A 13,672-nucleotide genomic window follows, 5' to 3' on the forward strand; every position below is an offset into this window, starting at 1 on the left:
TGGACGATGAATAACGGCTAGAGTTACTTCGGATACAAAGATCACGTCAGCATTGATGTCGATCATGGCTTTATTCGGCTCTATTCAGTGACCGATGCAGCCGTGCACGATAGTCAAGCCTTCACAACTGTGCTCGATGACGACAATGAAGACGATAAAGTATGGGCTGACAGTGCTTATCGGTCGGTGGCCCTGGAAGGGTTGCTAGCCGTCTTAAAATTCATCAGCCACTTCCATGAACGAGCCTATCGCAATCGCCCCTTGAGTGTAGAGCAGAAAGCGGCCAACCGAGAGCGGTCTCAAACCCGTGCCTAGGTCGAGCATGTCTTCGGGGCATGGGTGATGCAAATGGGCGGCAAACTGGTGCGCTCGATTGGGTGGGAGCGGGCTAAGGTGCAGTTAGGGTTGAAAAACTTGACCTACAACTTGCTGCGCTTAGTGTTCTGGCAAACGCGCCCACTTGAGGGATAGATCTGCCCAAAATCGGGTATTGAGTCAGGTTAGACGCTCTATGCGCCGCAGATTTTGCTGGCAGAAGCCCAGCAATTGACCATGAGACTGTTATGAGACTGAAAATTGCTAGAAAACCAATTAATCGAGGTGCCCGTAAGTAGGAGTAAGTTGATGATACCCCTTGCTTGATAAGCCGTTTTGCCAGATGTTGCTCTGAGTCCTGCTGACAGACGGTTCCTTTCTGCTTTGCAACTTCCAATCCCTTGCGTACTTTTTTCAGTACATACAAATCGAACGAGCAGAACTCGATGTGTGGTTGTCCGGGTTCCCAGGGGGGGCACGGCTGGTGGATACCTGGGAGCTACCGATTCCGCGTCCTCAAGATTATGACGAGCAAAGAGCTTACTATTCCGGCAAACAAGCAGATCACACGCGCAAGCATCAACTGATTAGCCTGCCCAACAGCCCAGATATTGTCGATGGGGTCATCGGTGAAAAAGGTCTATTGGTTCGGTTTCACCATGATTGGCAGTCCCCGGTGAACATATGTTTTACTATGACGAAATACAAACTCTATTTCAATGCCTCCTGTTACTCCAGCCAGGCTTCTGTTGAGATTCATTTGACTGTTCAAGCGAATCGTTAATAACAAGGTATAGTCAAGCCGTGGAACAGTAAGGAGGCACCTATGAAGTCGTCTAAACCAAGTAAAATCCTGGTCGTATTGAACGGCAAGGGTGGGGTTGGCAAGACGACAACTGCCGTTAACCTGGCAGCCACCCTTGCTGCGAAAAATCGCGTTTTGCTGGTCGATGCGGATCCACAAGGGTCAGCGACCTGGTGGGTTGAACGGGGTGATAAGGGAATGAACTTTGATTTGGTAAAGGAAACAGACCCGGCACTGTTGAGCAAACTCCGCCATTTGGGAGACTATGAAGTCGTGGTCGTTGATACTCCCCCTGCTTTAGACTCTAGTGCCCTGGCGGCGGTGGTTCCTGCCGCAGATTATGTCGTGTTACCGACTCCTCCGGCTCCAATGGATCTGGCAGCGCTGATTGAGACGGTGCGGGAAGCGGTGATGCCTTGCAAAGTTGCCCATCGGGTTCTACTGACACGGGTGGATCCGCGTAGCTTGAATGAAGCTCTGGAAGCCCAAAATACTCTACTGGAATTGGGTATTCCAGCCTGCAATGCCTTTATCCGAGCATACAAAGCCCATGAGCGGGCAGCTCTGGATGGGGTTGCTGTTTCCCAGTGGCGGGGTAAAAATGCACGGGAAGCGGAGGCAGATTACCGGCGAGTGGCGGAGGAGATTCAGCGAGACTGGAAGGGGTAAAGGGTTATGTTGCTGAATAGCAGGATGAAGTGGCACGAAGTTTGAATTCATCCAACGCTAAATTCATCCTTAGAATCGGCAATGCTGAAGGGTTAGGGAGAGGGTAGAGTGGGAGAAGGAGCGGAGGGATAGCGCACCGCTAATCACGAAACAGGACTGGAGGAATTCATGGCGAGGAAGCGATTATCGGATCTGTTGCGAGAGGAGGCACAGAAGCCAGCCGAGGAAAGAGATACAGCATCCTCAGAGGGGGCAGATGGAGAGCGCAGAAGCACCCCCTCATCCCGTTCACGGAAACAGGCTGGGGCGAGTACGGCAAAGTCTAAACCCACGGAACCGGCTGACCCCCCCCCGACTTCTGAGACGGAGGAGGAGCTAGGTCAGGTGAAAGATGCGCTGGAGCGATCGCAGCAGCGAGAAACTTCCCTCAAGCAAGAAGTTACCGAATTGCAGAGCCTGTTGGGCAAGCAGGAGGCGCTAGTGAAGTCTTTGAAGTCTGATCTGGCAAAAATAGAGGGACTCAAAACTGAGCTAGAACAGGCAAAGAAAGCCGCACTCCAGCTTGCGGAAGAAAATACCCGTTTGAGGCAGGAGTCTGAAGACGCTCAAAGCCAACCAGAACCAGAACCTGAGAAAGTAGTGGCTCCCCCTCCCAGCCCAGAAGCCAACTCCACTCTGACCCAGAGGGAAATGATTATCAAGCGGCAAACCGACTCACTGGCTCACCCGGTGTTTCCAGTGGGGAAATCTCCAGGATATTTGTCAGATCAGGATCTGGGTTGGGTGGATTAGTTAGGTGTGAGGTTGGCTCTCTATCAATGAAAAAACTATGGTTCAAAAGAGTATGGATCTGCAAACGCTCACTGTAGACATTGGTGGGAGTGGAATCAAAGTGATGGTGCTGGATACAGATGGCAATCCAGTGGTCGATCGCGATCGCCGCGACACTCCCCAGCCTGCAACCCCAGACTCCGTGATTGATATTGTGTTGCAATTGGCGGCAGATAAGGCATTTGACCGGGTATCCGTGGGGTTTCCTGGCGTAATTAAAGCCGGAGTCACGTTGACGGCTGCCAATCTGGATCCGGCATGGATTGGGTTTGACCTGGGAGGCACCCTTTCTTCTCGTCTGGGAAAGCCCGTGCGCGTCATCAATGATGCGGATATGCAGGGTTTGGGAGCCGTTGCTGGGCAAGGCGTTGAACTGGTGATTACGCTGGGGACTGGACTCGGCTCTGCCCTGTTTCTGAATGGTGTTTTGATTCCTAACCTGGAATTGGGACACCACGAGTTCCGCAAAGGATCGACCTATGAAGAACAACTGGGACGTGCCGCTATGGATAAGGATGGCAAGAAAAAGTGGAATGACCGTCTATTGAGGGCGATCGCCTCCCTTCAACCTCTTTTCAATTACGACACCCTCTACATTGGTGGCGGTAATACCAAACACATCACCGCTGAGCTACCTTCTAACGTCAAGATTGTGCCTAATATTTCTGGGTTGTTGGGAGGAATTGCACTCTGGCGAGAGTAGGGAATGAGAATTAAATAAGTTCGGAATTGGGTAGGGGCGGGTTTTACCGTCAAATCCATCGCACCAGGCAAACTGGACTGCTAAACCCGCCCGTACAGTTTGCGGGGTGATTAAATCCAGGATCCTAGGGGAGTTGGGAGCTGAAAGTTGAAAGTTGAGAATTCGCCCCCTCACCCCTTCACTCCCTTCCCCGCCTGAATTACTTGCAAACTACCACCGGCATACAGGGTTTGCTGGACAGGGTGGAAGCCGGTATCCGCCAGCAGTTTTGGTAGATCGGTTTTGATCAGTGCCCAGGCTGTTTCTGTTTCAAACAGTTCTAAAAATACGGAGACTCCAACCCAGTAAAGGGGATTGGTGGGTGCATGGAAATCGACCAGGGTGAAAATGCCCTCTGGTTTCAGTACGCGGTACACTTCCCGCAAAATCTGTTGCAGGTGTTCGGTATCCATTTCGTGTAGGGCAGTGCTGGTATGCACCAGGTCAAACTGATTCTCAGGGAACGGCATCTTTTCCGCAAAGGCTTCTACGTAGTCCGCCTGGGGAACTCGCTGTTTGGCTCGCTCAATAGCATGGGGGGAGGCATCCAGTCCGGTCACATGGCGCGATCGCTCCACCAACACCTGGGTGGCTGGTCCGGCACCACAGCACATATCCAACACCTTAGTCTCTGGCGAAATTTCCAATCCCTTCAATGCCAGCCGCCGGAACCGCCCCTCTCCTCCCACACCCAGCGCCGCCAGCCAGGAAATGCTGTCGTATAGCCACTGATATTGGTAACTCCAGTCTCTGAGGATGGTGGTCATGGGAAGGATGAAGGATGAGGGATGAAGGGTCGTTTTCCGGAGGCTGTTAAGTAGCTAAACTCAAGGATGGGCAAAGCCATGATTCCCGGTTTCTTGTGAAGCCTGTTCTATCAACCGAATGATTTTGTCAGAAACCGGGGCGCTAACAGTTATTGCACACTGCCTATCCTACCCGACAACCAATGAATGACCAATGACCAATGACCAATGACCTACTCCTCACTCCTCACCCCTCACCCTTCCCGGTGCCTGTAACTGGCTCCGACTCAATGCCGCTTCCACTGCCTGTTGCTGATCTCGACGGGTGATCCACTGGTGATAGGTGCGGGTATGGACAGCGACAGAGTGCCCCATCATGCGGGCGGCGACGGTATCGGGTAAGCCAAAGTGAATGGTGCGGACTGCCCAGGCGTGGCGCAGGTTATAGGGAGAAAAGGGCAGACCGTAACGTCGAAATTGGGAGGTCACCCGCTGCCCAATTCGTTGCAGGGTGGTACGGGTGAGATCGGTTTGAATCTGGGGTAAATTGATTTCCCGCAAATTAAACTGGTCTACCCATTCGGGATAGAAGGGCCAAACTTCATGGTCGCCTGTTTTGGTAGTGGCAAGAACCCGGACGGTGGCTTCGCGATCGCCCCTGGTCAAGCTTGAGTAGTCACAGAAAAATACTTCATGATTCCTTAGCCCATAGGTTGCCATGACACCATAAACAAACTGCCATGCCGGGTTTGGAATGGTTTTCCAGGTATCCACGATCAGTTCATCGGAGGGTAGATCGCGGAACTGGGTGCGGCTGTTACCGTACTCCCCCCAGTATTCCTTCAAATCAAGGGGCAACTCCAGGCTGACAAAGGCGGCAAAGGCACTTAAGGCGGTGCAGCATACCTGGCGACTACGGGAGTTAACTTCTGTAGAGCGGACGGTGGCGTAGATGGTTTCTAGTAGGCTAAGCCGGGGGTTGGTTTGGGCGATCGCCTCCAGCTTTCTCAGGTAAGGGGCATAGGCACTTTCCCAGGTGGTTCTGGCAGAGGCAGGATTGCCCGATCGCTTGAGTTCCATCAAAAAGGACTGCTTAAAGGCTTCAATCTGTTGCGCCAATTCCATCTGATCCAGCCGCCCCCACCCTGGACCAACCGCGTAGTGTCGCCAGTCAAAGGTTTTTTGAATCAGTTGAGCCGCAATCACCTTCACTTCCTGTTCTGCCTGCTTTAACCCAGCAGAAGTGGCGGGCAGTCCCAACCCCAACCGTTGCTGATGGGGTTTCATTTTTAAACTGCCGGGACGGGGTGGCAGGGTGCCCCGCAGATTTAGCTTTTCCCCTCGACGTTCAATTTGTAGCCCCATTTTTGCCGCTTTCAATCGTTGATTGACCTGCTCAATCCGGCTATCAATCGAGGGCTTAGGATTTGTCATACGCCGGTTGAGCCAAACCCTCCTGCTCCCCGCCTGGTGGCATCCAGATCGGGAACTTCTTCAACCCGAACATTCAGAATCGGTTTAATCACCATCTGAGCAATTTTCATACCGATCGCAACTGAAAACGGTAATTTGCCATGATTGATTAAAATAACGCCCACTTCTCCCCGGTAGCCTTCATCAATCGTCCCCGGTGTGTTTAGAACCGTCACCTGATGCTTGAGCGCCAGTCCACTGCGGGGTCTCACCTGGGCTTCTGTATAAGGTGGCAGTTGAATACTGATTCCCGTTGGAATTAAAGCGCTTTCGCCAGGATTTATCACCGTTTCCAGTGTCGAAAACAAATCTAACCCAGCATCGCCTGGGTGGGCATATTCCGGTAAGCGGGCATGGTCACTCAACCGTTTGACCTTAAGCAGATATTCCATCGGATTGGTACGAAGTTAGGAGATTTTAGCTCCCCGAAATCTCAGGGACTCCGGAGATATCGAGTAGAGGTTCTATGCTTAAATTCAGTGCTATTCTACGCTATCCACGCTTTCTAAAAGAGATCGCTCGAATTGTTATGACTGACTTCACCTGGAATGCGATCGCCGCCAGTTAAAGAATCCCTCTAGGAAATCTTGCCGCCCCGGATTGCGTTCCAATCGCTGCCGCTGCCATTCATGGGCAGTCTGGGAAATGATGTCAGCCAGGGTGGGAGAGGGTTGCACCAGCGTTGCCAGGGCTTGAATTTTGAGACGGTTCTGCATGGCGAGGGCGATCGCTCCCATCATCTCACTTGCCAGCGCTCCGACGAGCTGTGCCCCCAAAATTTCGCCATTGCGGCGCAGGATGAATTTGCAAAACCCGGTGGTTTCTGCCTGAATCTGAGCTTTTGGCACGCTTTGAAAGGGTTGGCTCAGGATGACCACATCTTTGCCGTACTGTTCCACTGCCTGAAGCTCCGTTAGTCCAATCTGGACTAATTCCGGGTCGGTATAAACCACGCGGGGAATGGTGCGATCGCTAAACTTGGTCAAGGGCAGAAACAGGGCATTTTTGAGGGCAACCCTGGCCTGGGCAAGGGTGAGATGGGGGGTATTCTGGCGATCGCTCTCCCCAATACAGGCATAAATCCGGGGATTGGTGGTCTGAAGTTTTTGATTCACCCGCAGGCTGGGATCCACTCCCACAGCAGCTAAGTTGAGAGTGGCGACATCCGCTTCCCATCCCGTTGCCAGGACAATTTCATCCACCTCCATTGCCTGATTGCCCACCTGCACCCACTTCTTGCCCTGGATCTGCTTCACCTGGGTCACAGAAGTTTCAGTCAAAATTTGGATGCCCTCTGCCTCTAGCTGTGCCTGGAGCAGACGTGCAGCCTCCAGATCAAACTGGGGCAGAATTCGGGCAGCGGGATCGACCAGCGTCACCTGCCACCCAGCACGGGCAAGGGTCTGTGCCAATTCCAGCCCAACTGGACTCGCCCCTATGATCACCAGGAAACCCGGTATCTGCCGGGATAAGTCCATTTTTTGGAGGACAGTTTCAGCCGTGAGATAGCCAGTGGTAAACAGCCCATCAATCGCTGGCAGCACTGGCTTGCAATGGGTCGCCAGCAGGTAGGTGCGCGATCGCAGATGTCGCCCATTCACAGCAAATCCAGGAGTCGGCTTGCGGCAAAACTCACCCTGCCCCTCAATCACCTCTACCCCCAACGAGGAAAGCACCGCCGGAGAATGAAGGGAATCGATTGTTTCTGACACAATCCTGCTCCATTGCTGTGCCCGTTCTAGCCACCCTGGTTGTAACGCACCAGGAGCCATCCAAATCCCAAGCTGTTCAGCCCGTCGTGCCTGGCGAATTGTCCTTCCAACTTCTTGCAGGACAGAGTGATCGAGCCAGCCAGATGGGCTTGATGATGAAATTTCCTGGGTGATCAAAGCCACCCGCGCCTTTAAGCGGGCAGCCTCAACCGCTGCATAAATTCCAGCCGTGCTGTTGCCAATTACAAGCAGATCGTAGTCAACGGGCATAGGGGGGAAGGAGCGGGGGAGTGAGGAGTGAGGGGTGAGGAGTTTATGGGCGGTGAGTACTAGCGGGATGTGCAACTAATTTGCCCTCATCCCAACCTTTCTCCCCAAGGAGAACGGCTTTGGACATTTCTGTTTCCCTCGCCCCTTGGGCTACGGTGTATACACAAGTCGTGAAAGTTGAATCGGTAGGTGATCGCAGCATTGACGGTGGGTTAGCAGAATCCTGCTTGGGGGGCTGCCCCCCCACCCCCCCGTAGCAGAGGATTTTACGGGTGAGAATACGAGGCAAGCTTTGTCAGTTCTCACTCGTAAAACAGGTTGCGTCCCCCGCACCCCCTCCAAAACGATGCAATCTCGGCGTCAATGGCACCATTCGTCCGCTTGGGTCTTCAAGCAAGGGCAAACGGGTGACAAGGGGAACGGTTGTTTTTAGATTTGAGGCAATCTGCGACCGATTTTCGTCGAGCTAGACTTGAAGACTCAGCGTCAGACCCTTAACTCCTGTGGAGACGCTACGCGAACGGGGGGTTTGGGGGAGGTAGGATCCCAAGCGGCGGCGGACTGGGGGGAAGTCCCCCAGAGCCAGATTCCAACGAAGCCAAGATCTGTATACACGGTAGCCCCTTGGGAGAGGGCTAGGGTGTAGCTTGATTCCCGAAGGGTGGGTCGTCTTTACAAGGGTTCTATACAAAGTCACACATCGCGTCATTGGTCACTATTTATTACTTACCTAAAGTATTAAACCAATAACCAATGACCAATAACCAATGACCAATAACCAATGACCAATGCTTCTATGACAGATCCCCTCCCTTCCTGGAATGATGGGGTTGCCAAACAGGCAATCCTCAATTTTGTGGCAACAGTGACCACACCGAACAGCCCATCCTTTGTGACACCCAGCGATCGCATTGCGGTGTTCGACAATGACGGTACGCTTTGGGTAGAGCAACCGCTGTATGTGCAGGCGTTCTTCGTCTTCGATCGCGTCCAGCAACTGGCACCCCAGCACCCGGAGTGGCAGACCCAGGAGCCGTTTGCCTCGGTGCTGAAAGGGGACTTGAAAGCAGCACTGGCGGCAGGCGAACCCGCACTGGTGGAACTGGTGATGGCGACCCACGCGGGGATGACAACGGATGAGTTTGCCGCGATCACGAAAGATTGGCTTGCCACAGCCCGACATCCCACCCTGAAACGACCTTACCCGGAGTTGGTGTACCAGCCGATGATAGAACTCCTCGCTTACCTGCGGGCCAATGGGTTCAAAACCTTTATTGTCTCCGGCGGTGGAGTCGAGTTTATGCGGTCCTGTGCGGAGCAGATTTATGGTGTTCCCCCAGAGCAGGTAATTGGTAGCAGTAACAAGACGAAGTATGAACTGCGCGATGACAAACCTGTAATTTTGAGATTACCAGAACTCTATTTCTTCAATGACAAAGCAGGCAAACCTGCCGCGATTCAGCATTATATTGGTAAACGACCGATCGCCGCCTTTGGCAACTCGGATGGCGATTTGCAGATGTTGCAATGGACAACGGCAGGATCAGGAGAAACCCTGGGAATGATCGTGCGGCATACAGACGGCGATCGCGAATTTGCCTACGACCACGGGGGAATGAGCAGCCTCAAGCAAGCACTGGTCGATGCCGAGCAGTCAGGGTGGGTTGTGATCGATATGAAGCGAGATTGGCAACAAATATTTGCCTTTCAATGACGTGGTTGTAATACCCATGCATATCAATTCAATCTGCCCACTTAGCTAGAAAAAAAGCAGAAAGTTATGCAGCTTTTTCAGGGGTTACGAGGGGTTAACCAGTCCGATTTACCTGCCGAGATTTTGGCGGGAGTAACCCTTGTCGCCTTGATCATTCCGTTGAATATTGGCTATGCCCAAGTCGCTGGACTCCCGGCAACGGTCGGATTGTATTCTGCCGTTCTGCCCCTGATTGTCTATGTAATTTTCTGTACCTCTCGTCAAGTTGTCGCCAGTCCCGATGCCGCGATCGCAGCCCTCCTGGGATCCTCATTGCCGGGGTTAGCGGCTCCTGACGATCCCCGCTACCTGCAACTGGCTTATGCTGTGGCGATTCTATGTGCCCTGATCTTTTTTCTGTTTTGGTTTTTCAAGCTGGGGTTTCTGGCAAACTTTCTCTCCAAAGCGGTGCTAGCAGGCTTAATTTCAGGGCTGGGGATTAAGGTGTTGACCAGCCAGATCAAACAAATTATGGGCATTTCGGTGGAAGCAGAAGGCTGGTTCCGAGAAGTGTTCGAGCTGATCAGCCAGGTGTTTGAAGCCAATCTCTATACGGTAGCGATCGGCGTTGGCAGTATCGTCATCATTTACTTGCTGAAACGAGTAGCGCCACGGGTTCCGGGAGCACTGGTGGCATTGGTGATGATGACCGTACTGGTGGCTGCATTTCATCTGGAGCAAAAAGGTGTCAAGGTGTTGGGTGAAATTCCGGCGGGGCTACCCACACTGACGATTCCTCAAGTCACTGTGAGCGATTTCGGTGATTTGTTACCCACTGCCCTAGCGGTATGTGGCATCACCCTGGCAGAAGGGTTGCTTCTGGCACGTAAATACGGCCAAAAATGGGGCTATTCAGTGCAGCCCGACCAGGAAATGTTTGCCTACGGAGCAGCCAATTTGGCCTCTGGTTTGACGGGCGGTTTGGCGATCGGTGCCAGTGCCTCTCGGACTGCTGCGATGGAAAGTAGCGGTTCCTGTAGCCAAGTTCCTAGTGTAGTAGGGGCGATCGTCGTGACGGCGGTGGTGGTGTTTTTTACCAAACAATTAGCACTTCTACCCAGCGCCGCTCTGGCGGGAATCGTGGCTAATGCTGTGATTAAATTGATCGAAGTGGGTGAACTGAAAGAGTTGTTTAGGGTGCGGCGGTCTGAGTTTTGGATTGCGATCGCTTGCCTGCTCAGCGTCCTGATTTTGGGACCCATTCATGCGGTGTTGATTGCCTTTATTCTGTCCATGATTGATTTGTTACGGCGGGCAGCCCAACCGACTACGGCTGTTCTAGTCGGTGCGCCTGGGAAAGACCGCTTCGTTGCGGCATCCCGCTATCCCGAAGCCTCCCCAATTCCGGGTTTGCTGATCTATCGCTTCAGTTCTGCTCTGATTTTTCCCAATGCGGAGTTTTTTAAGAAACAGATTCAAGACCTGGTAGAAACCTCTGATCCACCTGTGCAATGGTTTGTGTTAGATGCAGAAGCCATCAGTGATATTGACGTAACTGGATCTGAGTCATTAGAGCAAACGATTGAATGGCTGAAACATCACCACATTCACTTTGCCATGACTCGGGTTAGCCAACCCATTTATCAATTACTAAAAACTTACGATTTACTACACCACATCAGTGATGCTCAGATCTATAACACTAATCGCGAGGTCACAAAAGAGTTTCAACTGAAGACAAACAAGCGGGAAGAGGTATAGCCCTGGATTCAGAAGACTATTCAGAAATTGCTTTTCTCACTAAAGTTCAATACCCAGTTGTTAACTGTCAATTAATATCTAAAATATATTTAATTTTGCTTCTCATAGCGGTTGAACCTTTTTATGATTCTAATTTTTACAAGATTCTGATTCTTATAAAACTAGAGTTTGTTACTAAGTTAACTAATACCTGATGAATTAACAGGGTATGGAATGAAAGAGAAGCCAGAATGATAATATCCGAGGATAAATTTGCTGAAGTTTTGCAATCCGCTGTCTGAACCATAAGGTTTATTTCAATCCATTTACCTCAGAAGCCGCTATGGCGCAAGAGAAATTACGAATCTACGCCCGTCTGAAGGCACCCAAAGCCGCTGCGATCGCAGGCATTCTATTTGCGGTTTTGATCTTCATTTCCCTCGTTCTTTTACTGAATACTCTGCCTGAAAAGCCTCGCGATAGCATGGCATGGCTGACTACGAATAGTAGTACCTTGCTGCTCTCATTCAACCTGATTCCCTTTGCTGGGATCGCTTTCCTCTGGTTTATGGGTGTAGTGCGTGATCACCTGGGAGACGAGGAGGATCAGTTCTTCGCCACTGTATTTTTTGGCAGCGGGCTGCTCTTTCTGGTCATGTTGTTCATTACTGGTGCATCAACCAGTACGATCATCTTCCTGTATCAAACTCAGCCCGAACGCCTGATCACTTCCAGTATTTATGCCCTGGGTTGGGCTTTTTCGCGCAGTCTCATGCATACCTACGCCACTAAAATGGCGGGGGTCTTTATGATTTCAACCAGTTCTCTCTTCATTCGGACTGGAGCGATTCCCCGTTGGATGGCGCTGTTGGGGTATCTTCTGGCAGCCATTATGATTTTCAGACTCAGGCAGATTGATCGAGTGGGATGGGTCTTTCTATTCTTTCCCCTATGGATTCTGTTGATCAGCGTCTACATTCTGATCGCCCATTATCGAAATAAGCCTGAAGCCAAGCCAACAGAAGATTGATTCAACGAGTTTCTGACCTTGGGGATTGACGCATTATCTTTATCAATAAATAGAAATTTCATGTGTGTGAGGATCAATCGATGAAGACTGAGATCATTAATGAGATCGTTAAAAAGAAGCAGCGATCGCGCAGCCGTGGGGTACGGCAACTCAACCGATTTCAACTCAGCCTATTGGGTACGCTGCTTTTTAATCTGTCAATGACTTTATGTAGTACAACCGCCAGAGCATTAGAACCTGCACTAACGGAACCACCCCCTCTATCCCCAAAAGTAGAATTATCCCCTGTAGCTCCTACGGAACAATCCATTCCACCCCCCCCGTCAACCGATTCTGTGCCCACTGTTTCTGAAGTTCTTTTGGCAACCGAGAACATCAACTATCAAAACCAGTCAGTCCAGGAAATAGCGCCAGCACCCTCAACCAAAGTGCTTGAAGTGGCTCCGGCTACACAGAACATTAGCAAACAGTCCAGTGATTTATGGGGAGCGAGTACTCCTCAGCACATCGCGCAAGAAACACCCGCTCACATAGAGAACCCGACTCCGACTGACAGTTCATCAGATGCGAAAGATGTCACAACCAACCAATCTGTTAACAATCCCCTGATTCCTCCCCCCGGTTGGCGGTTTGATTTTGAGCCTTACCTCTTTCTGCCCCTCGACGTGCAAGGTGACATCTTCTTTGGCAGAGGTAGAAATCTCCTGTTTCCCAATCGTCCGGGGGGAAGTCCGGGGAGAATTTTAGGCAACGCAGGGATTAATTTAAATGTGAATGCCAGACTCTCTGATGTCAGGGCAAGACTCACCAATATTTTTGGTGTATCGGGGCGGTTGCAAGCCTGGAACGGGAACTTTGGCATCGTTTCTGAAGGGTTGTATGTCAATTCAGGGTTTCGGGGCAGTAGCAACGGGGGCACCCTTACCTTCCGCGATCGCTTTGAAGTCCCCATTCCAGGGTTCCAGATCGATACACGAAATACCCTATCGTCCTTCGCGCTGGGAGCCAGTTATCGCTTCTTAACCGTCCCCTTCAGAAGGATCACGAATCCCGCCGATCCAACTCAGTACTATCCGGCAATTTCCTTTGAAGCCTTGGCAGGTTTTCGCTATCTCTCCGTGTTCCAAAGTGTTGAGTTTGAGCGAGGGCCCAGCTTTGAATTCAGCGGGAGTGGGATCAACCCAATGCTAGGGGGAACTGCCAAACTCATGTTGAGCGATAAATTCGCCTTTTTCTTCAGAGGCGACACCTCTAATCTGGGAGGCGGCAATCTCAAACAGTATTACAACCTTTATGCCGGAGTCGATTGGAAGTTTTCAAGCAGTTTTGCGCTGCGGTTGGCTTATCGGTTCAATCAAATCGAGTTCGTCAAACAAGGTCGATTTGAAGGGGATAACGGCTTAAATCTCCGTAGTCAAGGTGTGCAACTGGGATTATCTTGGCAATTTTGATCCAGAATAAATTCAATGTTTATCATTTTCGGCAATGAAGGCTATACAGCAGTCTCCAATCGCTTTAAGGCAAGGGGTTTAAGCCCCGTGTTCAGTGCAGCCTCATAAAGAACTGGTTATTACGTCTGTAAGGGTTTGTATGGAATTGATGCTTGTGCATTCAATAAATTCATTCTCCCTCCAATGGCAGAATCT

General features: G+C 51.2%; 12 protein-coding genes and 1 pseudogene. 9 read left to right on the forward strand and 4 right to left on the reverse strand.

Annotated features, from left to right (window positions below; all coding sequences use genetic code 11):
- Positions 1 to 36: 36 nt before the first annotated feature.
- The 5 genes and pseudogenes from AC1S52_RS23080 to AC1S52_RS23100 form a co-directional block, all read left to right on the forward strand.
- Positions 37 to 315, forward strand: a pseudogene (locus AC1S52_RS23080) (transposase); the annotation flags it as partial.
- A 448-nt stretch (positions 316 to 763) separates the two neighbouring features.
- Positions 764 to 1,099 (forward strand): hypothetical protein, encoded by a 336-nt coding sequence (locus AC1S52_RS23085; RefSeq protein WP_482028750.1) that lies wholly within the window; start codon positions 764 to 766, stop codon positions 1,097 to 1,099.
- Positions 1,100 to 1,141: 42 nt separating this feature from the next.
- Complete coding sequence (locus AC1S52_RS23090) at positions 1,142 to 1,789, forward strand: ParA family protein (protein ID WP_482028751.1); 648 nt, start codon at positions 1,142 to 1,144, stop codon at positions 1,787 to 1,789.
- Between the two features lie 168 nt (positions 1,790 to 1,957).
- Positions 1,958 to 2,581: a hypothetical protein gene (locus AC1S52_RS23095; protein ID WP_482028752.1), complete on the forward strand. Its 624-nt coding sequence runs from the start codon at positions 1,958 to 1,960 to the stop codon at positions 2,579 to 2,581.
- 37 nt (positions 2,582 to 2,618) lie between these two features.
- Positions 2,619 to 3,323, forward strand: a complete 705-nt coding sequence (locus AC1S52_RS23100; RefSeq protein WP_482028753.1) for an ROK family protein — start codon at positions 2,619 to 2,621, stop codon at positions 3,321 to 3,323.
- 170 nt (positions 3,324 to 3,493) lie between these two features.
- Here the strand turns inward: AC1S52_RS23100 and AC1S52_RS23105 are convergent, their stop codons facing one another.
- The 4 genes from AC1S52_RS23105 to AC1S52_RS23120 form a co-directional block, all read right to left on the reverse strand.
- Positions 3,494 to 4,129, reverse strand: a complete 636-nt coding sequence (locus AC1S52_RS23105; protein WP_482028754.1) for a class I SAM-dependent methyltransferase — start codon at positions 4,127 to 4,129, stop codon at positions 3,494 to 3,496.
- Between the two features lie 219 nt (positions 4,130 to 4,348).
- Positions 4,349 to 5,542 (reverse strand): site-specific integrase, encoded by a 1,194-nt coding sequence (locus AC1S52_RS23110; protein WP_482028755.1) that lies wholly within the window; start codon positions 5,540 to 5,542, stop codon positions 4,349 to 4,351.
- Entirely contained in the window at positions 5,539 to 5,973 is a 435-nt protein-coding gene (dut, locus tag AC1S52_RS23115) for a dUTP diphosphatase (protein ID WP_482028756.1), read from the reverse strand. Before dut ends, AC1S52_RS23110 begins: the two co-directional genes overlap by 4 nt.
- Positions 5,974 to 6,120: 147 nt before the next feature.
- Positions 6,121 to 7,563, reverse strand: a complete 1,443-nt coding sequence (locus AC1S52_RS23120; RefSeq protein ID WP_482028757.1) for a dihydrolipoyl dehydrogenase family protein — start codon at positions 7,561 to 7,563, stop codon at positions 6,121 to 6,123.
- Between the two features lie 781 nt (positions 7,564 to 8,344).
- Between AC1S52_RS23120 and AC1S52_RS23125 the strand changes: the two genes are divergently transcribed.
- From AC1S52_RS23125 to AC1S52_RS23140, 4 genes are all read left to right on the forward strand, one after another.
- Entirely contained in the window at positions 8,345 to 9,277 is a 933-nt protein-coding gene (locus AC1S52_RS23125; RefSeq protein ID WP_482031394.1) for an HAD family hydrolase, read from the forward strand.
- Positions 9,278 to 9,343: 66 nt separating this feature from the next.
- A complete protein-coding gene (locus AC1S52_RS23130) occupies positions 9,344 to 11,017 on the forward strand; it encodes a SulP family inorganic anion transporter (RefSeq protein WP_482031395.1) in 1,674 nt (557 codons plus the stop codon).
- 322 nt (positions 11,018 to 11,339) lie between these two features.
- Positions 11,340 to 12,026 carry a hypothetical protein gene (locus tag AC1S52_RS23135; RefSeq protein WP_482031396.1) on the forward strand — a complete coding sequence of 229 codons (687 nt, stop codon included), beginning with the start codon at positions 11,340 to 11,342 and terminating at the stop codon, positions 12,024 to 12,026.
- An 80-nt stretch (positions 12,027 to 12,106) separates the two neighbouring features.
- Positions 12,107 to 13,477: a hypothetical protein gene (locus AC1S52_RS23140; protein ID WP_482031397.1), complete on the forward strand. Its 1,371-nt coding sequence runs from the start codon at positions 12,107 to 12,109 to the stop codon at positions 13,475 to 13,477.
- Positions 13,478 to 13,672 lie beyond the last annotated feature (195 nt).

Source organism: Kovacikia sp. CALU 1929 (assembly GCF_056784235.1).